Origin of the sequence: Micromonospora sp. HM134, assembly GCF_007833915.1 — a bacterium.
Taxonomy (GTDB): Bacteria; Actinomycetota; Actinomycetes; order Mycobacteriales; family Micromonosporaceae; genus Micromonospora; species Micromonospora wenchangensis.
The window spans coordinates 6327499-6350234 of record NZ_CP041061.1 but is presented as its reverse complement, the minus strand read 5'-3'; the positions used below and the strand labels follow the sequence as shown (position 1 = coordinate 6350234).

25 protein-coding genes are annotated in these 22736 nt (G+C 74.1%); 13 read left to right on the top strand and 12 right to left on the bottom strand.

Annotation, left to right across the window (positions count from 1 at the left end):
* Positions 1–7: 7 nt before the first annotated feature.
* Entirely contained in the window at positions 8–1492 is a 1485-nt protein-coding gene (gene glpK / locus FJK98_RS27520) for a glycerol kinase GlpK (RefSeq protein WP_145921552.1), read from the bottom strand.
* 63 nt (positions 1493–1555) lie between these two features.
* Here glpK and FJK98_RS27515 point away from each other — a divergent pair, with 63 nt between their 5' ends.
* On the top strand, positions 1556–2494 hold the full coding sequence (locus tag FJK98_RS27515; RefSeq protein ID WP_145921551.1) for a ribose-phosphate pyrophosphokinase: 939 nt from the start codon (positions 1556–1558) through the stop codon (positions 2492–2494).
* A 61-nt stretch (positions 2495–2555) separates the two neighbouring features.
* Here FJK98_RS27515 and FJK98_RS27510 read toward each other — a convergent pair whose 3' ends face one another.
* Positions 2556–2990, bottom strand: coding sequence for an ATP-binding protein (locus FJK98_RS27510; protein ID WP_145921550.1), 435 nt, complete (start codon positions 2988–2990; stop codon positions 2556–2558).
* A 121-nt stretch (positions 2991–3111) separates the two neighbouring features.
* Between FJK98_RS27510 and macS the strand changes: the two genes are divergently transcribed.
* On the top strand, positions 3112–4242 hold the full coding sequence (macS, locus tag FJK98_RS27505; RefSeq protein WP_145921549.1) for a MacS family sensor histidine kinase: 1131 nt from the start codon (positions 3112–3114) through the stop codon (positions 4240–4242).
* Positions 4239–4907, top strand: coding sequence for a response regulator transcription factor (locus tag FJK98_RS27500; protein ID WP_145921548.1), 669 nt, complete (start codon positions 4239–4241; stop codon positions 4905–4907). The genes macS and FJK98_RS27500 overlap by 4 nt, the downstream gene beginning before the upstream one ends.
* Positions 4908–4909: 2 nt before the next feature.
* On the opposite strand, the gene FJK98_RS27495 is transcribed toward FJK98_RS27500, so the two are convergent.
* The 3 genes from FJK98_RS27495 to FJK98_RS33390 all read right to left on the bottom strand — a co-directional run bounded on the left by FJK98_RS27495 (position 4910) and on the right by FJK98_RS33390 (position 6481).
* Positions 4910–5482 (bottom strand): DUF5709 domain-containing protein, encoded by a 573-nt coding sequence (locus tag FJK98_RS27495; protein ID WP_145921547.1) that lies wholly within the window; start codon positions 5480–5482, stop codon positions 4910–4912.
* 73 nt (positions 5483–5555) lie between these two features.
* Entirely contained in the window at positions 5556–6338 is a 783-nt protein-coding gene (locus FJK98_RS27490; protein ID WP_145921546.1) for an ATP-binding protein, read from the bottom strand.
* Entirely contained in the window at positions 6335–6481 is a 147-nt protein-coding gene (locus FJK98_RS33390) for a hypothetical protein (RefSeq protein WP_168222559.1), read from the bottom strand. Before FJK98_RS33390 ends, FJK98_RS27490 begins: the two co-directional genes overlap by 4 nt.
* Before the next feature lie 253 nt (positions 6482–6734).
* On the opposite strand from FJK98_RS33390, the gene FJK98_RS27485 reads away from it, so the two are divergent.
* Positions 6735–8048 carry a glycosyltransferase gene (locus FJK98_RS27485; RefSeq protein WP_145921545.1) on the top strand — a complete coding sequence of 438 codons (1314 nt, stop codon included), beginning with the start codon at positions 6735–6737 and terminating at the stop codon, positions 8046–8048.
* A 101-nt stretch (positions 8049–8149) separates the two neighbouring features.
* Here FJK98_RS27485 and FJK98_RS27480 read toward each other — a convergent pair whose 3' ends face one another.
* The 4 genes from FJK98_RS27480 to aroA form a co-directional block, all read right to left on the bottom strand.
* The gene (locus tag FJK98_RS27480; RefSeq protein WP_228544551.1) at positions 8150–9004 is read right to left on the bottom strand and encodes a hypothetical protein; all 855 of its coding nucleotides are present in this window, start codon (positions 9002–9004) and stop codon (positions 8150–8152) included.
* A gap of 59 nt (positions 9005–9063) precedes the next feature.
* Positions 9064–9882 (bottom strand): histidinol-phosphatase, encoded by an 819-nt coding sequence (hisN, locus tag FJK98_RS27475; protein ID WP_145921543.1) that lies wholly within the window; start codon positions 9880–9882, stop codon positions 9064–9066.
* A 258-nt stretch (positions 9883–10140) separates the two neighbouring features.
* Positions 10141–11034 (bottom strand): ribosome small subunit-dependent GTPase A, encoded by an 894-nt coding sequence (rsgA, locus tag FJK98_RS27470; protein ID WP_145923030.1) that lies wholly within the window; start codon positions 11032–11034, stop codon positions 10141–10143.
* 204 nt (positions 11035–11238) lie between these two features.
* Entirely contained in the window at positions 11239–12540 is a 1302-nt protein-coding gene (gene aroA, locus FJK98_RS27465; protein WP_145921542.1) for a 3-phosphoshikimate 1-carboxyvinyltransferase, read from the bottom strand.
* 101 nt (positions 12541–12641) lie between these two features.
* On the opposite strand from aroA, the gene FJK98_RS27460 reads away from it, so the two are divergent.
* The 5 genes from FJK98_RS27460 to rsrA all read left to right on the top strand — a co-directional run bounded on the left by FJK98_RS27460 (position 12642) and on the right by rsrA (position 15947).
* Positions 12642–13340 carry an SOS response-associated peptidase gene (locus FJK98_RS27460; protein ID WP_145921541.1) on the top strand — a complete coding sequence of 233 codons (699 nt, stop codon included), beginning with the start codon at positions 12642–12644 and terminating at the stop codon, positions 13338–13340.
* Between the two features lie 200 nt (positions 13341–13540).
* Positions 13541–13933: a WhiB family transcriptional regulator gene (locus FJK98_RS27455; RefSeq protein ID WP_145921540.1), complete on the top strand. Its 393-nt coding sequence runs from the start codon at positions 13541–13543 to the stop codon at positions 13931–13933.
* A gap of 32 nt (positions 13934–13965) precedes the next feature.
* On the top strand, positions 13966–14577 hold the full coding sequence (locus FJK98_RS27450; protein ID WP_145921539.1) for an alpha/beta family hydrolase: 612 nt from the start codon (positions 13966–13968) through the stop codon (positions 14575–14577).
* Between the two features lie 259 nt (positions 14578–14836).
* The gene (locus FJK98_RS27445; RefSeq protein WP_088646016.1) at positions 14837–15658 is read left to right on the top strand and encodes a sigma-70 family RNA polymerase sigma factor; all 822 of its coding nucleotides are present in this window, start codon (positions 14837–14839) and stop codon (positions 15656–15658) included.
* 1 nt (position 15659) lies between these two features.
* On the top strand, positions 15660–15947 hold the full coding sequence (rsrA, locus tag FJK98_RS27440) for a mycothiol system anti-sigma-R factor (protein ID WP_145921538.1): 288 nt from the start codon (positions 15660–15662) through the stop codon (positions 15945–15947).
* A 128-nt stretch (positions 15948–16075) separates the two neighbouring features.
* Here the strand turns inward: rsrA and FJK98_RS34885 are convergent, their stop codons facing one another.
* A complete protein-coding gene (locus FJK98_RS34885) occupies positions 16076–16150 on the bottom strand; it encodes a 50S ribosomal protein bL37 (protein WP_369700219.1) in 75 nt (24 codons plus the stop codon).
* 235 nt (positions 16151–16385) lie between these two features.
* On the opposite strand from FJK98_RS34885, the gene FJK98_RS27435 reads away from it, so the two are divergent.
* Positions 16386–16601, top strand: coding sequence for a biotin/lipoyl-binding carrier protein (locus tag FJK98_RS27435; protein ID WP_145921537.1), 216 nt, complete (start codon positions 16386–16388; stop codon positions 16599–16601).
* Positions 16601–17146: a GNAT family N-acetyltransferase gene (locus tag FJK98_RS27430; RefSeq protein ID WP_145923029.1), complete on the top strand. Its 546-nt coding sequence runs from the start codon at positions 16601–16603 to the stop codon at positions 17144–17146. Before FJK98_RS27435 ends, FJK98_RS27430 begins: the two co-directional genes overlap by 1 nt.
* Before the next feature lie 7 nt (positions 17147–17153).
* Here FJK98_RS27430 and FJK98_RS27425 read toward each other — a convergent pair whose 3' ends face one another.
* On the bottom strand, positions 17154–17735 hold the full coding sequence (locus FJK98_RS27425; protein ID WP_145921536.1) for a TetR/AcrR family transcriptional regulator: 582 nt from the start codon (positions 17733–17735) through the stop codon (positions 17154–17156).
* Between the two features lie 116 nt (positions 17736–17851).
* Between FJK98_RS27425 and FJK98_RS27420 the strand changes: the two genes are divergently transcribed.
* Positions 17852–19441: an MDR family MFS transporter gene (locus tag FJK98_RS27420; protein ID WP_145921535.1), complete on the top strand. Its 1590-nt coding sequence runs from the start codon at positions 17852–17854 to the stop codon at positions 19439–19441.
* A gap of 192 nt (positions 19442–19633) precedes the next feature.
* Here FJK98_RS27420 and FJK98_RS27415 read toward each other — a convergent pair whose 3' ends face one another.
* Positions 19634–21469 (bottom strand): tetratricopeptide repeat protein, encoded by a 1836-nt coding sequence (locus FJK98_RS27415; protein WP_145921534.1) that lies wholly within the window; start codon positions 21467–21469, stop codon positions 19634–19636.
* A gap of 188 nt (positions 21470–21657) precedes the next feature.
* Between FJK98_RS27415 and FJK98_RS27410 the strand changes: the two genes are divergently transcribed.
* Positions 21658–22689, top strand: coding sequence for an SIS domain-containing protein (locus FJK98_RS27410; protein WP_145923028.1), 1032 nt, complete (start codon positions 21658–21660; stop codon positions 22687–22689).
* Positions 22690–22736 lie beyond the last annotated feature (47 nt).

Sequence of the window (22736 nt, the reverse complement as noted above, 5' to 3'; positions counted from 1 at the left end):
GTCGGAGTCAGTCGACCCAGTCGAGCGTGCGGGCGACCGCCTTGCGCCACCGGCCCAGCTCCCGCTCCCGGTGCGCCGGGTCCATCCGGGACTCCCACTGCGCGTCGGAACGCCACTGGGCGCGCAGGGTGGCCAGGTCGGGCCAGAAGCCGACCGCCAGGCCGGCCGCGTACGCCGCGCCGAGGCAGGTGGTCTCGGTGATCCGGGAGCGGACCACCGGCACCGCCAGCACGTCGGCGAGGAACTGCATCAGCAGCCCGTTGGCGGTCATTCCACCGTCGACCCGCAGCCGGCGCAGCGCCACGTCGGAGTCGGCGTTCATCGCGTCGACCACCTCGCGGGTCTGCCAGGCCGACGCCTCCAGCGCCGCCCGCGCCAGGTGCCCCTTGGTGATGTAGCCGGTCAGCCCGGCGATCACCCCCCGGGCGTCGCTACGCCAGTGCGGCGCGAACAGCCCGGAGAAGGCGGGCACCACGTAGCAGCCCCCGTTGTCGTCCACCGTGGCGGCCAGATCCTCCACCTCGGCGGCCGAGGAGATCAACCCGAGGTTGTCCCGCAGCCACTGCACCAGCGAACCGGTCACCGCGATCGCCCCCTCCAGGGCGTACGCGGCCGGCTGGCCGTCGATCCGGTAGGCCACCGTGGTCAGCAGGCCGTGGCTGGACGGCACCGGGCTGGCCCCGGTGTTGAGCAGCAGGAAACTCCCGGTGCCGTAGGTGCACTTCGCCTCGCCGGGCTGGAAGCAGGTCTGCCCGAACAGGGCGGCCTGCTGGTCGCCGAGCGCGCTGGCCACCGGCACCCCGTCGAGCACCCCGTGGGCCGTCCCGTAGACCTCCGCCGAGCTGCGGATCTGCGGCAGCATCGCGGCCGGGACGCGCAGCGCGTCGAGCAGCTCCGGGTCCCAGTCGAGGGTCTCCAGGCTCATCAGCATGGTCCGGCTGGCGTTGGTGACGTCGGTGACGTGCCGTCCGGTCAGCTTCCAGATCAGCCAGCTGTCCATCGTGCCGAACAGCACCTCGCCCCGCTCGGCGCGCCCCCGCAGCCCGTCGACGTTGTCCAGCAGCCAGCGCAGCTTCGGGCCGGCGAAGTAGGTGGCCAGGGTGAGCCCGGTGCGGGCACGCAGCTTCTCCTCGCCGTACGACCCGGCCAGCTCGCGTAGCAGCGGGCCGGTACGGGTGTCCTGCCAGACCACGGCGTTGGCGACCGGCCGGCCGGTGGCCCGGTCCCAGACCACGGTGGTCTCCCGCTGGTTGGTGATGCCGACGGCGGCCAACCCGTCCGGGCCGGTGCCGGCGTCGGCCAGCGCGTCGCGGACGACCCGTTCGACGTTGGCCCAGATCTCTTCGGCGTCGTGCTCCACCCAGCCGGGCCTGGGGAAGATCTGCCGGTGCTCGCGTTGCGCGACGGCGACGATCTCACCGGCCCGGTCGAAGACGATGCACCGCGACGAGGTGGTGCCCTGATCGATGGCGGCGACGTACTCTCCGGTCATTTCGGCACCGTACCCGGCCCGGGTCGGCCGGAGAACCGGCACGGTTCCGTACGATCTCCAGACGTGCGTGACATCGCCGTGTTCAGTGGAACCGCCCATCCCGACCTCGCCGCCGAGATCTGCGCCCACCTGGGGGTGCCGCTGCACCCGGTGCGGGTGTCCCGGTTCGCCAACGACTGCCTGGAGGTGCAGTTGCAGGCGAACTGCCGGGAGCGCGACGTCTTCCTGATCCAGCCGCTGGTGCCGCCGGTGCAGGAGAACCTGGTCGAGCTGCTGCTGATGATCGACGCGGCCCGGGGCGCGTCGGCCGGCCGGATCACCGTGGTCCTGCCGCACTACGCGTACGCCCGGTCGGACAAGAAGGACGCGCCGCGCATCTCCATCGGCGGCCGGCTGGTGGCCGACCTGCTCACCTCGGCCGGCGCCCACCGGGTGCTGGCGATGACCCTGCACTCGCCGCAGGTGCACGGCTTCTTCAGCGTCCCGGTCGACCACCTGCACGCGCTGCGGGAGCTGGCCGCCCACTTCCGGGGGCACGACCTGGGTGACACGGTGGTGGTCTCGCCGGACCTGGGCAACGCCAAGGAGGCGGCGGCGTTCGCCCGGATGCTCGGCACCCCGGTCGCGGCCGGGGCGAAGCAGCGGTTCAGCGACGACCGGGTCACCATCAGCACGGTGATCGGCGAGGTGGCCGACCGGGACGTGATCGTGCTGGACGACGAGATCGCCAAGGGCAGTACAGTGGTCGAGCTGATCGGCCACCTGCACGAACGCAACGTCCGGTCGATCCGGCTGGCCTGCACGCACGGGCTGTTCTCCAGCGGCGCGCTGAGCCGGCTCGCCGCCGTCGACGGGGTACGCGAGATCGTCTGCACCAACACCGTGCCGATCCCTGCGGACAAGCGGGTGCCGAAGCTGACGGTGCTCTCGGTGGCCCCGGCGCTGGCCGAGGCGATGCGCCGCATCCACAACGGCGAGTCGGTGAGCGCCCTGTTCGGCTGACCGGCACCGACGGCCGGCACCAGGCCGACGGAGCCGGGCCCGACGGAACCAGGCCGGCGGGTCAGCCGGCGGCGGCGCTGATCCGCACGGTGGTGCCGGCCGCGCCGCTCTCGACCTCCATCGCGTCGCTCAGTTCCCGGGCCAGCCAGAGCCCCCAGCCGCCGGCGGTGTCCGGGGCGGGCCGGCTGCGGTCGTCGAGCCGCTGCTCGCTGATGCCGCTGCCGTGGTCGGAGACCTCGCAGACCAGCTCGCCGGGGCGGCGCCAGAGCCGCAGCCAGCCCCGGCCGCCGCCGTGCCGGACGGCGTTGGTGATCAGCTCGTTGACCGCCAGCACGAAGTCGTCGAGCCGCTGCCCGGCCAGTCCGGCCGCGTGCGCGCAGGAGCTGACCGAGTGTCTCAGCTCGGTCACCTGTGCCTGGTCGAACGCCTCGGCGATGAGAAGGGAAGGTTCGATGGGCACCACCGTACGCGGTGTGGGAAGTTCTGCGTTCGTCATGGGCCCTGTCCCGACAGCGATCTCGGAGTTTTTCACGCTATTTCTACCGTACGTCAGGGTTCTCCGGTCCGCACCGACCGGCCCGGCCGGCTGACCTGGGGACTGTGGCATCGTGGCGGCCATGCCGTCGTCCCCGCCGGGAGGTTTCGCCGACCCGCTGTGGCGTTCCGTCGCGGTCTTCCGCTTCGCCTCGCTGGCGTACGTCGGCCTGCTGGTCCTGCGCGACGCCGGCCGGTACGCCCACCCGGTCGCCGCGGGCGGCGTACTGCTGGTGATGCTGGCCTGGTCCGGGGTGACGGCGGTCGGGTACGCCCGGCCGGCCAACCGGCGCTGGCCGCTGCTCCTGGCCGACCTCGGCGTGGTCCTGGCGATCCTGGCGGTCACGCCGTGGGTGGTGGGACGCCCGGCGCTGGCCGCCGGGGTGCCCGCCCTGGCCGTGGCCTGGCTGGCCGGCCCGGTGCTGGCCTGGGCGGTCTCCGGCGGGCGGCGGCGCGGCACGGTGGCCGCGCTGCTGATCGGCGGCACCGACCTCGCCACCCGGGGCCGGATCGGCCCGTCCTCGCTGACCGGGGCGATCCTGCTGCTGCTCGCCGGCGCGGTGGTGGGGCACGTGGCCCGGCTGGCGGTGACCACCGAGGAACGGTTGCAGCGGGCGGTGGAGCTGGAGGCGGCGACCCGGGAACGGGAACGGCTGGCCCGGGACATCCACGACTCGGTGCTCCAGGTGCTGTCCCTGGTCCAGCGGCGCGGCGCGCACCTCGACGGGGAGGCCGGTGAGCTGGCCCGGCTCGCCGGCCAGCAGGAGGTGGCGTTGCGCGCGTTGATCTCCGGGGCCCCGCCGACGTCCCCCGCCGACCCGGTCGGCGAGGTCGACCTGCGGTCCCTGCTGTCCGGGTACGCCTCGGCGACGGTGCAGGTCTCCGCCCCGGCGACCCCGGTGCCGCTGCCCGCGCCGGTGGCCCGGGAGGTGGCCGCCGCGACGGCGGCGGCGCTGGACAACGTGCGGCGGCACGCCGACGGGCGGGCCTGGGTGCTCGTCGAGGACGAGGGCGACACGGTGACCGTGTCGGTGCGCGACGCCGGGCCGGGCATCCCGGAGGGGCGGCTGGTCGAGGCGGCCCGGCAGGGCCGGCTGGGGGTGGCGCAGGCCATCCGGGGACGGATGACCGACCTCGGCGGCGAGGTGCGGATCATCTCGACGCCGGGGGAGGGCACCGAGATCGAACTGATGGTGCCGAGGAGGAACCGATGACCGGGGTACGGGTGATGGTGGTCGACGACCACCCGATGTGGCGGGAGGGGGTGGCCCGGGACCTCACCGAGGCCGGGCACCTGGTGGTGGCGACCAGCGGGGAGGGCCGCCAGGCGGTCCGGGTGGCCGCCGCCGCCCGACCCGACGTGGTGGTGCTCGACCTGCAACTGCCGGACATCTCCGGGGTGGAGGTGATCCAGGGCCTGCGGGCCGCGCTGCCCCGGGTCCGGGTGCTGATGCTGTCGGCCAGCGGCGAGCAGCAGGGCGTGCTGGACGCCGTGAAGGCCGGGGCCACCGGCTACCTGCTGAAGTCGGCGGCCCCGGCGGAGTTCCTGGACGCGGTGCGCCGGACGGCGGCCGGTGAGCCGGTGTTCACCCCGGGCCTGGCCGGTCTGGTGCTGGGCGAGTACCGGCGGCTCGCCGCGGACCCGCCGGCCGGCGGGACCGGCGACGACGGGCCCGGCGCGGCACCCCGGCTCACCGATCGGGAGACCGAGGTGCTGCGGCTGGTGGCGAAGGGGCTGTCCTACAAGCAGATCGCCGGGCGGCTCGGGCTGTCGCACCGTACCGTGCAGAACCACGTGCAGAACACGCTCGGCAAACTCCAGCTGCACAACCGGGTGGAGCTGACCCGCTACGCGATCGAGCGCGGCCTGGACGACTGAGGTCAGTGCGCCTCGGGCGGCCGGGTCTCGTGGACGGCCAGTTCCTCGGCGCTCGCGCCCCCGCCGGCCGCGCCCGCGTCGTAGGCGATGCTGTCGGTCTCCTGGTCGGTGCGGGCCCCCTCGTCCGGTTCGACCAGCCGGCCCACCTGCGCGTCGGCGACCGTGCCGAGCTGGCCGTGGTCGTAGAGCGAGACCGGGGAGTTCGGGTCGGAGGTGGGGCCCGGGTCGAGCACGTCGGCGTCGAGCTGGGCCTGCGCGGCGGCCTCCTCGTTCTCCGCCTCGGCGGCGATGTCCGGGTCGACCGGCCCGGCCAGCGGGTCGTCGGCCCGTCGCTCGTACTGCTCGCGGTCGAGCTTGTAGTCCAACGACTCGCCGTCGAGCTGCTCGTCGGCGGTGGTGCCGAAGTGGTCCACGGCTACCGGGGTGCGGTCGCCGGGCAGCTGGGCCGGGTCCGGGCCGTCGGCCTCCCGGCCGGTCAGCACGTCGTCGTCGGCGGTCGAGTCGTCGTCGGCGGTGTCGGGCAGGCCGAGCGCCTCGGGGTCGGACACGGGGGTCGGGAACTCGTCGTCGCGCATGGCTGAGCACTACCCACTGGCATGGCCCGGGTAACCGGGTCCCGCTCCCCGGATCGGGACGAAAGGGCATCAATCAGTCGTGGTGCCAGTGTGACTCGTCCTCGGTGTGCAGCACGCACCAGATCACCTTGCCGTCCGGCAGCATGGTGCTGCCCCAACGCCGGGCCACCGTGTCGATCAGCAGCAGCCCCCGGCCGCCGGCCGAGGTCGGCGGGGCCAGCCCCACGTAGCGGGGCTGCCGCCGGGAGCGGTCCCGCACCGCCAGGTGCACCGTGTCGCCCTGCGCGGCCAACCGCAGCGTCATCGGGGTCGACGCGTGCGCCACCACGTTGTTGACCAGCTCGGTGACCGCGATGCAGGCCGGCTCGGCCAGCTCCGGCACGCCCCACCGGGCACAACCGTCGGTCACCAGTTCCCGCGCCCACCGGGCCGCCCCGACCGCCGGCGTCAGCTCCTCGGTCAGCACCGCCGCCATCGGCGTACGGGCCAGGGCCGCCGTCGCCTCGGCCGGGGTCGGGTAGACCGCCAGCTCCGTCACGGCCCCGTCGTCGGCGAGCGCCCCGGTCGGGTCGACCACCAGCAGGTCGGCGGCGGGCCAGTCGCGCACCGCCCGACGTACCCCGGCCAGCAGTTGCCCGACGGCCGACCCCGCGGCACGCAGCCCGGCCAGGTCGACCACGATCGGACCGGGCCGGTCGACGAGCCGGGCGAGCAGCGCGTCGCGTACCCGGTCGACGTCGACCGGCTCCAGCATCCCGGCGAGTCGGACCAGCGCGGAGGAGTCGTCGGCCACCACCCGGCACCCCGCCCGGGGGTGCCGGACAGTCCCCGGGGTCGGCAGGTCGGCGCGGCTCATCGCCGTCGCCCCCGATCGGCACGGGCCGGGCGGGGCGCCTCCCCGGCGACGCCGGGCCGGGCGGGGCGCGGCGTCGGGGTGGCGTGGAACCCGCCGGTGACGCCGGCGACCACCACGGCGGCGACGGCGGGGGTACGGGTCATCGGCATCTCCGCTCGGTACCCCGGGTCGGGCCGGGTCATGCCGCCGCGCGGCCACTGATCAGTGGAACCCTTCCGGTGACCCGCAGCTCACCCCGGTCGGGCCCGCACCGGGACGGCTCGGTGTGGGGTGCCCCACAGCCGGCCCACCGGCCCGCTGACCGCTTCCGATCTGCGAGGTTTCGGCTCGTGGGGCCCCGGTTAATGGGACGCTCTGACCGGAGACCATCCCTTGCAGATCGCATGGAGGTGCACCATGCGCGTCGGCCTCGTCTGCGCGCACGCCGGGCCGTCCCGGCACGCCGAAGGACCGCCCGTCGGCACCCACGAGCACGTCGCTCGGGTCGCCGGCGAGCTGGCCGGGCGCGGCCACGACGTGCGGGTGTACGAGCGCCGCGACGACCCGGCGCTGCCGGCGAGCGTCGAGATCGACGGGTACCGGGTGGAACGGGTGCCCGTCGGCCCGGCCCGGCCCACCGCCACCGGCGACCTGGTCCCGCACGTGCCCGAGTTCGGCCGCTGGTTGGCCGACCGGTGGGCGGGGGAGTGGACGCCGGAGGTGGTGCACGGGCACTACTGGATCGGCGGCCTCGCCGCCGCGCACGCGGTCCGGGAGACGGACATCCCGGTGGTGCAGACCTTCCACTCGCTCGGCGTCGAGCAGCGCCGCCACCTCGGCCGCCAGTACGACGGCCCCGGCGAACGCATCCCGCTGGAGCGCGCGCTCACCCGGGCGGTGGACGTCGCCGTCGCCCAGTGCAACGACGAGGTCGACGAGCTGACCCGGATGGGGCTGCAACGCTCCTCGGTGGCGATGGTGCCGACCGGGGTGGACGTCGAACGGTTCCACCCCGACGGCGAGGCCGCCCCCCGCGACCGGCGGGCCCGCATCCTCTCCGTCGGCGGGTTGTCCCCCGGACACGGCCAGGACGACCTGATCCGGGCGATGCGGCTGGTCGGCGACGCGGAACTGGTGATCGCCGGTGGGCCGCCGGCCGACCAGCTCACCACCCACGCGGAGGCCCGGCGGCTGCGCGAGCTGGCTGAGCGTACCGGGGTCGCCGACCAGGTCACCCTGGTCGGCGCGGTGCCGCACGACCAGCTCGCCACCTGGTACCGCTCGGCCGACGTGGTCGCCTGCACCCCGCACTACTCCTCCGCCGGGCGGGTGTCGCTGGAGGCGATGGCCTGCGGGGTGCCGGTGGTCGGCTACGCCATGGGCGGCATCGCCGACGCGGTGGTCGACGAGGTCACCGGCCGGCTGGTGCCCCCCGGCGACGTCCGTACGCTGGGCATGACGCTGCGCCGGCTGCTCGCCGACAACGCGGGCCGGTTCGCCTACGGGCACGCCGCGGTGGACCGGGTGCGGTGCAGCTACACCTGGGAGCGGACGGCCGGCGCGCTGGAACGGCTCTACGAGCGGGTGGTGGGCCGGCGTACCCCGGTCGAGGTGCCCGAGACGGTGCCCGTCGACGTCGAGGCCGACCCGCCGGCCGGCCAGGACGCCACCGTGGCGGTCGAGGTCGAGGCGCCGGTCACCGGGACGACCACCGGTCCGGTCGGCGTCTGACCGGGGCCCTTCACCGCCGACACGACCTGCGGCCGGTGTCGTTCATTGCCGACGCGGCCTGCGGCCCGTGCCGGCGTCGTGCGGGGCCGGCCCGCGTCCGGTCAGGCCCGGGGGACCGCGCCCACCATGGCGCGTTCCCGGGTGCGGGCCACCGCGTGGTGGTGCTGGGGTGCGGCGTACCGGGTGAGCCCGATGACCGAGGCGAGGGTGATCAGGAAGCCGACGGCGGCCAGCCACTCCCGGCCCGGCCAGATCTTGTCGTTGAGCAGCAGCAGGCCGACGATCGCGGCGGGCACCGCCCCGGCGGCGTCCATCGCGGCGACGGCAGCCGTCGTGGAGCCCCGCTGCATCGCCAGGCCGAGCAGCAGCTGACCCACCAGCGAATGGGCGATCAGCAGGTAGAGCAGCGGGTCACGGACGAACTCCTCGGCCGACGGGGCGGAGGCCAGCGGCCGGGCGGCGACTGCGGCGGCGGAGAACGCGAGCCCGGCCAGGGAGCCGAGCGCCACCGAACCGGGCGCCCCGTGCAGGCGTACCGCGAAGAAGCCGAGCAGCCCGATTCCGCCGAGGGCCAGCGCCAGGGCGACCAGGCCGGCGGTGCCGAGCCCCTTGGAGGGGGCCGGTTGGGCGGAGAGCACCAGCGCGGTGATCCCGGCGAAGAGCAGCACCAGCAGCGCCACCTCGGCGGCGGGCAGCCGCCACTTGAGCACCACCACCCCCAGCAGGGCGGTCACCCCCAGCCCCGCCGCCACGCTCGCCTGCACCAGGAACAACGGCAGGTCGCGCCGGGCCAGGAAGGCCAGCACGAAGCCGGTCACCTGGCAGAGCAGCCCGATCAGGTACGTCCGGTGCCCGGCCAGCCGCAGCAGCAGCCCCGGGTCGAAGGTGTGGTGCACGGTCGTCCGGGCGGCGGCGACCGACTGGAGCATGTTGGCGAAGCCGTACGCGATGATCATCGCCGCGAGGAAGCACCAACCGGAGGACACCACCAGGCGAGAATAGAGGGCCGGTGCGTTCAGCGCGCGGTTGGCCGACCCAGCCGGGACAGCACGTCGGTGTGCAGCGGCCCGTTGGTGGCGATCGCGCTGATCTCGCCGGATGCCGTCCCACCAGGGGCGGGGGTGCCTTCCAGGGTGGTCATGGTGCCCCCGGCGGCGGTCACGATCGGCACCAGCGCGGCCACGTCCCACAGCGACAGTTCCGGCTCCACCATCACGTCCAGTGCCCCCTCGGCCAGCAGCATGTAGCCGTAGAAGTCGCCGTAGGCGCGGCTGCGCCAGGTGTCGCGCATCAACTGGAGCACCGCGTCCAGCCGGCCGGCCGCCTCCCACCCGGTCAGCGACGAGTAGCACAAGCTGGCGTCGGCGAGGTCGCGTACCCCGGAGACCCGGATCGGCTCGCCGGAGGCGGCGTCGCGCCCCGCATACGCCCCCACACCGTTGGCGCCCCACCAGCGCCGGCCGAGCGCCGGGGCGGAGACCAGCCCGACCACCGGCCGGTCCCCCTCCAACAGGGCGATCAGGGTGGCCCACACCGGCACGCCCCGGACGAAGTTCTTGGTGCCGTCGATCGGGTCGATCACCCACCGCCGGTCGTGCGGGCCGGTGGCCGGCTGCTCGCCGTACTCCTCGCCGAGCAGCCCGTCGTCCGGCCGGTGGGCGGCCAGCAACGCCCGGATCTCCCGCTCGACGGAGGTGTCCGCGTCGGACACGGGAGTCAGGTCCGGCTTCGCCGTCACCCTCAGGTCCAGTGCCCGGAACCGGCTCATCGCGATGGCATCGGCGGCATCCGCGAGCCGATGAGCAAGATCGATGTCACCCGCATACCCCGTCACCCCGAAACCCTAACCCCCCGCTCCCCCCACCTCTCCCACCCCACCCCCTCGCTCCCCCCGCCCCTTCCCGCTGGCGTGATCAAGAGGTTTGCGTCATGGCGGAGCGCCAGATTGACGCGAACCTCTTGATCACGTGACGCAAACCTCTTGATCACCGGGGCGGTGAGGGCGGGGCGGGGCGGGGCAGCGTGCGCGGGGCGGGCGCGGAGCCGGGGCGAGGTGGGGCGCGCGGGTGGGCGGGGGAGAAGGGTGGGTGGGTCAGGAGCCGGCGAGGGGGTCGCCGGGGTTGCGTTCCGCCTCACGGGGGTCGCCCTCGCCGGCGCGGGAGGCCAGCAGGCGGCGGTACGAGGCCAGCCGCCGCTGGTCGGCCTTGCCGGCGGCCACCCAGGCGTCCAGGGCGCAGCCCGCCTCGTCCGGGGTGTGCGGGCAGTTGGGTGGGCAGTCCACCGTCCCCTCGACCAGGTCGGGGAACCCGTGCAGCAGGCTCTCGGCCGAGACGTGGGCCAGCCCGAAGCTGCGGATGCCCGGGGTGTCAACGATCCAGCCCGGGTCACCGTCGCCGTCGGGGGTACGCGGTAGCCGGAGCGCCACGGCGCTGGTGGAGGTGTGCCGGCCCCGGCCGATCGCGCTGACCACACCGACCGCCCGCAGCGCGTCCGGCACCAGCCGGTTGACAAGCGTCGACTTGCCCACCCCGGAGTGTCCTACCAGCACCGACACCCGGCCGGCGAGCAAGGCCCGCAGCGCGTCCAGGTCGGAGTCGGGTCGGATGAGCACGTACGGCAGTTCCAGTTCGGTGTAGTAGCCGACCACCTGCTCCGGGCCGGCCAGGTCGGCCTTGGTCAGGCAGAGCAGCGGCTCGATGTCGGCGTCGTACGCGGCGACCAGGCAACGGTCGATGAAGCCGGTCCGGGGCGGCGGGTCGGCCAACGCGCTGACGATCACCAGTTGGTCGGCGTTGGCGACGACCACCCGTTCCAGCCGTCCCTCGGCGGTGTTCTCGTCGTCGTCGGCGGTACGCCGCAGCACCGAGCGCCGCTCGGCGATCCGGACGATCCGGGCCAGCGCCCCGTCCGCGCCGGAGACGTCGCCGACGAGGCTCACCCGGTCGCCGACCACCACCGACTTGCGGCCCAGCTCACGGGCCCGCATGGCGGTGATCGCGACACCGTCCGGGTCGTCGGGGAGCACGCAGGTGTACCGGCCCCGGTCGACGGCGATGACGAAGCCGTCGACCGCGTCGTCGTGCCGGGGGCGGGTCCGGGTACGCGGACGCGAGGACCGGCCGGGCCGGACCCGTACGTCGTCCTCGTCGTACTCCCGTCGCTTGGTCGTCAGGACCTGCCCCCTCCGCCGTCAGCTCTTGCCGGTCACCATCGCCGACCATAGTGCCGGGAACTCCGGCATGGTCTTCGAGGTGCACGCCACGTCGTCCACCTCGATGCCGGGGACGGCGAGCCCGGCCACCGCGGCGGCGTGCGCCATCCGGTGGTCGGCGTAGGTGCGGAAGGCGCCCCCGCGCAGCGGTCGGGGCCGGATCTCCAGCCCGTCGGCGGTTTCGGTCAGGTCGGCGCCGAGCCCGGTGAACTCCCGGGCCAGCGCGGCGATCCGGTCGGTCTCGTGCCCCCGGATGTGCCCGATGCCGGTGAACGTCGACGGCGAGTCGGCCAGCATGGCGAGCGCGGTCAGCGCGGGGGTCAGCTCGCTGACGTCGGACAGGTCGGCGGTCAGGCCGTGCACGGTGCCGGTGCCCCGCACGGTCAGCCCGGCGGTGGTGAGGGTGACCTCACCGCCCATCCGGTCCAGCAGCGAGCGGAGCTGCTCGACCGGCTGGACGCTGTTGTGCGGCCAGCCCTGTAGGGTCACCTCGCCGCCGGTGACCAGGGCGGCGGCGAAGAAGGGGACCGCGCCGGAGAGGTCGGGTTCGATCTCCCAGCCCCGGCCGGCGAGCGGCCCCGGCTCGACCACCCAGACGTCGGGGACGGTGTCGTCGACGGCCGCCCCGGCGGCCCGCAGCATCTGCACGGTCATCCGCAGGTGCGGCGCGGAGGGCACCGGCGGGCCCTGGTGCCGGACCACCACGCCCCGGTCGAAGCGCGCCCCGGCGAGCAGCAGGCCGGAGACGAGCTGGCTGGACGCGGACGCGTCGATGACCACCTCGCCGCCGGTGACCCGGCCGACGCCCTGCACCACCAGGGGCAGGCTGCCGGTCTCCGGGGCGTCGATCCGGACGCCGAGCGAGCGCAGCGCGCCGATCAGCGGGCCGAGCGGCCGGACCCGGGCCTGCGGGTCGCCGTCGAAGGTGACCCGTCCCTCGGTGAGCCCGGCGACCGGCGGGACGAACCGCATCACCGTGCCGGCGAGCCCGACGTCGACGTGGGCCGGGCCGACCAGCCGGTGCGGCCGGACGAGCCAGCGGTCGTCGTCGGAGACCGAGACGTGGGCGCCCATCGCCCGCAGCCCGCCCGCCATGAGTTCGGTGTCGCGGGCGCGCAGTGGCCCGTGCAGTGTCGACGGGCCACCGGCCAGCGCGCTGAGCACCAGGGCCCGCGCGGTCATCGACTTGGAGCCGGGTAGGCGCAGGGCGGCGGTGACCGGGTCGGTGGCGGTCGGTGCGGCCCAGGGCTGTTGCGGACGGGTGGCGGTCAGGTTTCCCACGGTCACATTCTGCCAACCCGACGGCGATTTCGAGACTGCCGACGGGCCGACTCCCGGTGGGCGGGACAGCCGACGGCGGCGCGGGGGGCTAGCGTAGGGCCATGTGCGGCAGGTACGCGACGACCCGGAGTTCCGGGGACCTGAGCGCGGTCTTCGAGTCGTACGACGACACCGACGGCGGGATCCGGCCGGACCACAACGTCGCGCCGACCGACCGGGTGCCGGTGGTGCGGGTCGATCCGGAGCGGGGGCGGGCGCTCTCGGTGGGCCGCTGGGGGCTGGTGCCGCACTGGGCGAAGTCGGCCGCCGGGGCGGCCCGCATGATCAACGCGCGGGTCGAGACGGTCGCCACCAGCCGGGCGTACGCCCTGCCGTTCGCCCGCCGCCGCTGCCTGGTCCCGGCCGACGGCTGGTACGAGTGGGTGCGCCGGGCCGGTGGCGGCAAGCAGCCCTACTTCATGACCCCGCGGGACGGTTCGGTGCTGGCGTTGGCCGGCATCTGGTCGCGGTGGGAGTCGACGCTCACGTTCAGCGTGCTCACCACGGCGGCGGTGGGCGAGCTGGCCGAGGTGCACGACCGGATGCCGTTGCTGCTGCCGCCCGACCGGTGGGCGGACTGGCTCGCCCCGGCCGACGATCCGGCGGCGCTGCTGGTCCCGCCGTCGGCGGAGTGGCTCGCCGGGCTGGAGATCCGGCCGGTGGGCACCGCGGTGGGCGACGTGCGTAACGACGGCCCGGAGTTGACCGTCCGGGTGACGCCGGACGGGGAACGCTCCCACGGGGAGAGCGCGCTGTTCTGATCGCAATAGGTGACATTGGCGCGTACGAATTGCCAGAGTTCCGGGTGAAACGTCGCTCGGATCTTTTGCCATCTTTCCGGCACACCCCTTGTCCCCGTAGCCGACAGTGCGATACAACACAGCGCTGGCACTGGGAGCGTCCTCGCGCAGTGCGAACGACGCCCGTCGATCTTGCCGGTCCCACGGGGGAGGTGGGTGTGATGACCCGGGCACGTATGCCCCGACCGCACGAGGTGGCCGCCGCACGACGCGATCCGCGACTGCTCCGGGCGTTGCGGGACCGTCGTTCCGACGATGCCTGGCGGACCAGAGGTACCTGCCAGAGCGTGGATCCGGAGACGTTCTTTCCGGCGCCCAACGAACCGGCCGACGCGGCGGTCGCGCTCTGCCGCAGCTGCGACGTGCAGGGTTCCTGCCTGGCCTGGGCGCTGGAGGTGGGCGACACCCACGGCGTGTGGGGCGGCACCACGCCCCGCGAGCGCCGGGCCATGCTGGTCGCCTGGCGGGGCGAGGTCGGGGCCGATTCCGGCACGGCCGGTGACGCCGGCCCACCGGTCCGCGACCAGTTGCTCACCCTGGTGCCGTTGAGCTGAGCGCGCCGCCGGCCACGGCGCAGAATGGCCGGATGCCCCGCTCCACGCAGCTCGACACCCCGCGCGGCCCGGCCCGGGTCGACACCGACCGGCCGACCGGCCCGCCGACGTCCCTGCTGGTGCTCGGTCACGGGGCCGGCGGCTCGGTGGACGCGCCGGACCTGCTCGCCGTGCGCGACGCCGCCCGCGACGCCGGAGTGCTGGTGGCCCGGGTGACCCAGCCCTACCGGGTGGCCGGCCGGCGGGCCCCGGCCCCGGCCGGGCACCTGGACGAGGCGTGGACGGCGGTGCTGGCCGTGTTGCGCCGCCGGCACCCCGACCTGCCGCTGCTGGTCGGCGGCCGGTCCAGCGGCGCCCGGGTGGCCTGCCGGACGGCCGGCCCGGTGGGGGCGGTCGGGGTCGTCGCCCTGGCCTTTCCGCTGCACCCGCCCGGCCGCCCGGAGCGCTCCCGGGCCGACGAGCTGGTCACCGGCCTGCCGACGCTGGTGGTCAACGGCGACCGGGACCCGTTCGGGCTGCCCGTCGCCGCCGGGGCGGTGCAGGTGGTGGTGCGCCGTGGCGAACGTCACGACCTGCGCCAGGACCCGGCCGGGGTGGCCGCCGCGGTGCTCGCCTGGCTGCGTACGCACCGGTGGGCCCGCTGACCGCGTCCACCGCCCCGCGCCCCGGGGCCGGTTCGCCGCGCTGACCACCCGTTTCCGCCCCGGCGGACCCCTCGTTGCATCCGGTGGTGTCGACCTTCCGGTTCGGGCGGTCGGGACCGTCCCTCCCAGGCCCTTCCTGGTCCCAGTCCTCCGGTAGCCGACCGGTGGGCCGGGACCAGGAGCGGGGGCCGGTGGAATGTGCGGCCGTCGGTCGGGTGTTACGACTCCCGGACGAGGAATCTGGCGAGGGGGGTGACCGGTGCCGACAGAGACGCGGAGCCGGGAGCGGGACGATCGGGACGCGCGGCAGCTCAGACGGCTGCTCGACGGTCCGGACTGGCCGGCGGTGGGGACCGGCCCCCGGGTGGTGAGCACGGGCACACCCGGCAGAACCGAAGCTGCGGACCGGTCCGTCCGCGTATCCTCGGCGGGACAGCATCCGACGCGAGGGGATGTGCGGTTGACCACCGAGAAGACGGACGAACGCAGGGCCCGTTTCGAGCGGGACGCGATGCCCTTCGTCGATCAGCTCTACGCCGCCGGGCTGCGGATGACGCGTAACCCGGCCGACGCCGAGGACCTGGTCCAGGAGACGTACCTGAAGGCGTACGCCGCCTTCCACCAGTTCGAGCAGGGCACCAACCTGAAGGCCTGGCTCTACCGGATCCTGACCAACACCTACATCAACTCCTACCGCAAGCGGCAGCGCCAGCCGATCCAGGCGCCCACCGAGGAGATCACCGACTGGCAGCTCGCCGAGGCCGAGTCGCACACCTCCAGCGGGTTGCGGTCGGCCGAGACCGAGGCACTGGACCGGCTGCCGGACACCGACGTCAAGGAGGCCCTCCAGCAGTTGCCGGAGGAGTTCCGCCTGGCCGTCTACCTGACCGATGTCGAGGGCTTCTCGTACAAGGAGGTCGCCGACATCATGGGCACGCCGATCGGCACCGTGATGTCCCGGTTGCACCGCGGGCGTCGTAACCTGCGAAAGCTGCTGGAGCGGTACGCCGCGGAGCGCGGCTTCAGCGCCGCGCAGCCCGCGAAGGGTTCGACCACCGCCACTGCCGGTCGGGAGGTGTGACGTGAGCTGTGGAGAGCCGCACGAGACGGACTGCCGGGAAGTGCTCGCGGAGGTCTACCTCTACCTCGACCTGGAGTGCGCCGACGAACGCCGTTCGCTGATCCGCCACCACCTGGACGAGTGCGGGCCCTGCCTGCGCGAGTACGGCATCGAGCAGGAGGTGCGGGCGCTGGTGGCCCGGTGCTGCGGCAACGAGACCGCCCCCGACAAGCTGCGCGAGCGGCTGCGGATACGCCTCACCGAGCTGGTGGTCTTCGAGCCCAGCGAGTCCCGCGAACTCGCCGAGTGACACCCGCACGGCGGACCGCCATGGACGGGACGAACACATGACGGTGGCCCGGGTCGCTCGACCCGGGCCACCGGTGTGTCCGGCGCGGGGCCGGGCCTGACGTCGCGGCGGTCGCCCCCCGCAACGGCTCAGGAGTTGGGGCGCTTGCCGTGGTTCGCGCCGCTCTTCTTGCGGGCCTTCTTCTTACGGGCCTTCTTCGCCATGCTGACCTCCTCGTGATGGGTCCGACCCCTGCTGCGGTCGACCCGCGACCGCGTGCACGCCGCCGGCCTCCCGGCGTCGGGTCCGACCTGATGATGCTAGTGCGGCAGGCGGACGCCGTCGTGCGCCGGGGCGGCAGCGGTACGCCGGGGCGGGCGTGGCGCTCTCCCGCCCACGCGGGGTCGGTACGTGATTGGATACCGACGCAGACACACCCGGTGGAGAGGGAGGGCCGTGATGGCCGAGGAGATCCGCGCCGAGATGGTGGCCAACGTGTGGAAGGTCGTCGCGTCGACCGGGGACACCGTCTCCGAGGGGGACACGCTGGTGATCCTGGAGTCGATGAAGATGGAGATCCCGGTCGTCGCCGAGTCCGACGGGGTGGTCGAGCAGCTCGCGGTCAACGAGGGCGACGTGGTGCAGGACGGTGACCTGATCGCGGTGATCGGTTGATTCCCGGCGACCGGTCGACCGGGCTGCTGGTCCGGCGGGCCGTACCGGCCGAGTTCCCGGCGGTGGCCCGGTTGACCGTCGCCGCGTACGAGGCCGACGGTCAGCTCAAGGGCGAGAACGGCTACGGCGGGGTGCTGGCCGACGTGGCCGCTCGGGCGGAGCACGGCGAGATCCTGGTCGCCGTCGACGGGGCTACCGGCACGATTCTCGGCTCGGTCACGTACGTGCTGCCCGGCAGCCCGTACGCGGAGCTGTCCGGGCCGGGTGAGGCGGAGTTCCGGATGCTGGCGGTGGACCCGGCCGCCCAGGGGCGGGGCGCGGGGGTGGCGCTGGTGCGGGCCTGCCTGTCCCGGGCGGTGGAGCAGGGCTGCTCGGCGATGGTCATCTGTGTCCGCAGCGGGCTCGCCGACGCCGCCCATCGGCTGTACGCGGGGCTCGGTTTCGTGCGTACCCCGCAGCGGGACTGGTCGCCGTTGCCCGGTGTCGACCTGCTGGCCCTGCGGATGGCGCTGCCCGCCGGTCCGGACCGGCCCGCCGTCGGCTGAGTGCCGGTCAGCGGTCCGCCGGGCCGCCCTCTTCGATGCCGGCCAGCAGTTCGTCGGCGATCTCAAGGGCGATCTTCTTGCGTTCGTCGTCGGTGATGTCCGGGGTGCGGACGGCGAACCAGCTGCTGTGTACGGCGAACAGCACCAGCGTCGCCCGGAGCTGGGCCCGGGGGGAGTCGTCACCGAGGCAGATCGCGTCGGCGAGCTGGTACATCCGCTCGCGCATCTGCTGACCGGCGGCGAGGCTCTTGAGCACGGTCTGGTTCTGTTCGAAGAAGCGCATCACCTGGGACTGCCCGGTGGCGAACATCATGTCGGCGTACTGGCTGACGAGTTCCCGCCGGGTGGCCCGGCTGGCCGGTTGGTCGCGGGCCCAGTCGATCAGCTCGTCCATCCGGTGCAACCGGTCCTCGACGAAGCTGTTGACGATCTCGTCCTTGCTCTTGAAGTGGTAGTAGAGGGCGGCCTTGGTGACGCCGAGCCGCTCGGCGATCTCCCGCAGCGAGGTCTTCTCGTATCCCTGCTCGGTGAAGAGCTCCAGGGCGACGGCCTGGATGCGCTCACGCGTGCCGCCTGTGCTCTGAGTCACCTGTATCTACCACCCAACTCGCTTGACGGGGTCCCGCTGTCCAACTTACCGTGCGGCTAGTAAGGTGACTAGCCGGGCGGCAAGTAAGTGCGACAGATCTCCGGGGGAGCTTACCCATGACTCAGGAAACCCAGGCGAGGGCGAAACCCAACATCCGGGTGGTGCTGTTCGGCCTCATGATCGCGATGATGCTCGCGATGCTCGACAACATGATCGTCAGCACGGCGCTGCCACGGATCGTCAGCGAGTTCGGCGGTGTCAACCACTTCACCTGGGTGGTCACCGCCTACGTGCTGGGCACCACCGTCTCCACCCCGATCTGGGGCAAGCTCGGCGACCTCTACGGCCGCAAGGCGGTCTTCCTGACCTCGGTGGTCATCTTCCTGGTCGGCTCGGCGCTGTGCGGGATGTCCGGTTCGGAGATGCTGGGCGGCACCGGCAACGGGATGGTCGAGCTGATCGCGTTCCGGGCGGTGCAGGGGCTGGGCGCCGGCGGTCTGATGGTCGGCGTGATGGCGATCATCGGTGACCTGGTGCCGCCGCGCGAGCGGGGCCGCTACCAGGGCATGATCGCCGCCATCATGGCGGTCGCCATGGTCGCCGGCCCGCTGGTCGGCGGCTTCATCACCGACAACCTCTCCTGGCGCTGGGCGTTCTACGTCAACCTGCCGCTCGGTGGCCTCGCGCTGCTGATCCTGGCCACCACCATGCACCTGCCGAAGTACCGCACCGAGCACCGGATCGACTGGCTGGGCGCGGGGCTGCTCTCCGTCGGCATCACCGCGATCGTCCTGATCACCACCTGGGGCGGCAACGAGTACGACTGGGTCTCCGCGCAGATCTTCGGCCTCGCGGTGCTGGCCCTGGTCAGCCTGGTGGCGTTCGGCATCGTGGAGCGACGGGTCGTCGAGCCGATCCTGCCGCTCGGCCTCTTCGCCAACCGCAACTTCGCGCTGATCTCGATGATCGGCTTCCTGCTCGGCTTCGCCATGTTCGGCGCGATGAACTTCCTGCCGCTCTACCAGCAGACCGTGCAGGGCGCCTCGGCCACCAACAGCGGCCTGCTCCTGCTCCCGCTGATGTTCGGCATGCTGGTGGTGTCGCTGGTGGTCGGCCGGACCATCACCAGCACCGGCCGCTACCGGATGTTCCCGATCGTCGGCGGCGTGGTGATGGCCGCCGGCATGGCGCTGCTGTCCCGGCTGGAGGTCGACACCGGCAAGGTCGAGTCGTCGCTCTACATGCTGGTCCTCGGCGCCGGCATGGGCTTCCTGATGCAGACCTCGATGCTGATCGCGCAGAACAGCGTGGAGCAGAAGGACCTCGGCGCGGCCAGCGGCGCGGCCACCTTCTTCCGCTCCATCGGGGGTTCGTTCGGCATCTCGCTGTTCGGCGCGATCTTCGCCAACCGGCTCGCCGGTTCGGCGGCCGGCAGCGCGTTCGAGGGGGGCACCGGCGAGGGCCGGGGGATGGACCTGGACAAGCTCAAGGAACTGCCGGAGCAGGCGCGCGCGGTGGTCCTCGGCGGTCTCTCCGACGCCATCTCGCACGTCTTCTTCTGGGCGATGGTCATCACGATCGCGGTGCCGGTGCTCGCCTGGTTCATCAAGGAGATCCCGCTCCGCACCGCGAACGACGTCCCGCCGCCGGAGGCCACCGGCGAGGAGCAGGCCGAGGTTGCCCTCGGCAAGGCCCCGGTTTCCTGACCCGTCCCGTCCCGTCCGTCGCGGCCGGTCCGCCCCCGCCGGGGGTCGGACCGGCCGCGTGGCGTCGCCTGCTCCCACCCCCGTCGTCATGATCGACTCAACTGGGCCGACCTTGCGGTATCCCGACCACTCGGATACCGCTACATCGGCCCCGATGAGTCGATCATGGTGGGTGGGGCGGCGGGGAGGACGTCAGGGGGCGTCAGGGGTGCGGCGGACCACGGCGGTGAGGCGACGCCAGGCGCGGGCCAGCCGGCCGGTCCGGCGGGTCCGGGCCGGGGTGGCGAGCAGCCGGTGGGCCAGCGCGGTGGTGTCCGGGTCCACGGCCGGGGCGGCCAGCGCCAGGTGGGCCAGGGAGACGGCGATCGGCACCGGCCGGCCCTGCGCGACGGCCGCCACGTCGGCGAGCCGCTCGGCCACCAGCCCGGCCACGTCGGGGCGTACCGGCGGGTCCACCCAGGCGGCGGTGACCAGGGCGAACAGCGCCGCCTCGGTGATCCAGTCCTCCACGCCCCAGATCAGCTCCACCAGCACCCGGCGACGGGTCGAGGTCGCCCACGGCTCGTCGGTACGGTGGTGCAGCAGGCCGAGGCAGGCCCAGACCTGGACGCAACGGACCCACAGCGACGGGTCCTGACCGGTGAGCACCCGGCCCAGCGCGGTCGGCGGCGCGTCGGGCGGGTGCACCAGCAGGCCCAGCAGGTCGGCCAGGTCCAGGGTGGCCAGCCCGACCGCCGCGTCGTACGCGGCCGGTGGGTGCGGCCAGGCGGGGTGGGCCAGGTGGCGTACCCGCTCGGCGGCGACCGGGGACGGGATCGGCAGGGCCGGCGCGACCGTGGTGCCCTCGTAACGCCAGAGCCGGTAGCCGGTGGCCCGACGCGGCTCGCGGGGGTCCGGCTCGGCCACCCCGGTCACCTCGACGTGCAGGCCGGGCACGGCGGCGGCGACCGTACGCATCGCGCTCGGCGGTTCCGGGGTCGTCAGGCGTACCGCCGCGTCGGGGAAACCGTCGGCGGCGAGCGTGCGCCGCAGCGCGTCGACCATCGCGCCGGTCGCCGGGGTGACCTGCCCCAGCCAGGGGCGTCCCCGGCAGGACTCGGCGAGGTCGGTGTGCTCGTGGCTGTCGTCCGGGTGGTCCCGGGTGAAGTCGGCGAGGTCGACCAGGTGCGCCACGTCGCCGTCGCGCAGGAACCGCAGCCGGTGCGCGGTGTGCACCGCGCAGTCGAAGGTCGGGTCGCGGGCCAGCGCCCGGTCGGTCCAGCCGAGGGCCTCGTCGAGCCGGCCGTGGTCGGCCAGGGTGCCGGCGATGTCGGCGTAGACGGCCAGGTCGTCGGGGTCGTGCCCGACGGCCCGTTCCAGCGCGGCCAGGGCGTCGCGGGTCCGCCCGGCGCTGCGGTAGGCGTACCCGAGCCAGACCTCGCCGAGTTTGGACGGCGTCTCGCGTACCCCCCGGCTGGCCCAGGTGACCGCGAGGGTGACCTCGCCGAGCCGCCGGGCCAGCGCGGACGCCGCGCCGAGCAGCAGCGCGTGCCGGGGGTACGCGGCGACCGCGTGCCGGGCCAGGGTGAGGTACGGCAGCAGGGGCGCCCGCCCGGCGCGGGGCACCGGGTCGGGCACCGCGGCGCAGACCTGCATGAGGATGCGGGCGCAGCGGTCCGGGTCGAGCCGTTCGGCAAGCTCGGGGGCGGTGACCCAGGGCACCCCGGCCCAGTCGACGCCGGGGGCGTGGCCGGTGGCGGCGACCAGCAGGTCGAGCCCCTCGGCCGGGCGGCCGGCGGCGGCGAGCAGGTGGGCGCGGGCGACCACGGCCCCGACGTGTGCCCGCTGGCCGAGCGGGAAGAGGTCGAGGTCACCGCCCGAGGCGGCTGCGATCCGGGTGAGCGTCTCGTGCGTGTCGGGCAGGGTCGGTGCCAGCACCAGCGCGGCGGCGAGGTGGTCGGCGGCGTGGGCCAGGTCGCCCTCGTCGAGCGCGAGCCGGGCGAGGGCGAGTTCCTCCGCCGCGGTCAGCGCGGGTGGCTCCTCCGACACGTCGGCCTCTCGCTAGCAGGGGGTTGCCAGGGCTGGGCAAGCGTAGGGGATACCGGCAACCGGTGCCGATCTTCTGCGCGTTAGTGCGCGGTGGATTGTCTCCGGCGACAAAATCGTGCAAGACTGAACATGAAACGCGCGGCGATCGCGCAGCGAAGGGAGTTTCCGTGACGCAGCCAGGGGCCGGGATGGCCGCCGACATCGCCGAGCAGCCGGCCGGTTATGCGCGGTTGCTCTCCACCGAGCACGCCGCGGCGATCGCCCGGGTCGCGGCGGTCGTCGCGCGACGCCGCCCCCGGCACGTGGTCTTCACCGCCCGGGGCACCTCCGACCACGCCGCCCTATACGGGGCGTACCTGACCGAGATCCGGCTCGGGCTGCCCGCCGGGCTCGCCTCGCCCAGCGCGGTCACCGTCTACGGGGCCCGCCCCGACCTCTCCGACGCGCTCGTCGTCGGGGTCAGCCAGAGCGGCGGCTCACCCGACCTCACCGAGGTGCTGCGCACCGCCCGCGAGTCCGGCGCGCTCACCCTGGCGGTCACCAACAACCCCGACTCGCCGCTGGCGCAGACCGCCGAGCTGGGCGTCGACATCGCCGCCGGGCACGAGCGGGCGGTCGCCGCCACCAAGACGTACACCGCCGAACTGCTCGCCCTGCTGCTGCTGGTGGAGGGCATCCGGGCCGGGGACGGCGCGCTGCCGGCCGACCAGCGGGCCGACCTGGAACGCCTGCCCGAGCTGGCCGAGCGCACCCTCGCCGACCCCACCCCGACCCAGCTCGCCCCGCGCTACCGGTTCGCCGGCCAGCTCGTCACCACCGGCCGGGGATACGCGTACCCGACCGCCCGGGAGGCGGCGCTGAAGCTGATGGAGACGTCCTACCTGCCGGCGCTGGCCTTCTCCGGCGCGGACCTGCTGCACGGCCCGCTCGCGATGACCGACCCGGACGTGCCGGTGCTGGCGGTGGTCGGCTCCGGCCCCGGTGGCCGGTCCATGGGCGAGGTGCTGCCCCGGCTCGGTGAACGCCGCGCCGACGTGGTGGTGGTCGGCTCGGCCGAGGTCGAGGGGGCCACCCGGATGGCCGTGCCCGAGGTCGACGAGCGGTACGCCCCGCTGCTGGACATCCTGCCGTTGCAGCGCCTCGCCCTCGCCCTGGCGCTGGCCCGGGGCGAGGACCCGGACGCCCCGCGCGGGCTGAAGAAGGTCACCGCGACGATGTGAGCCGGGCCGGCCAGCGGGACGGCGTCGGGGTGGGCGTGGCACGCTGT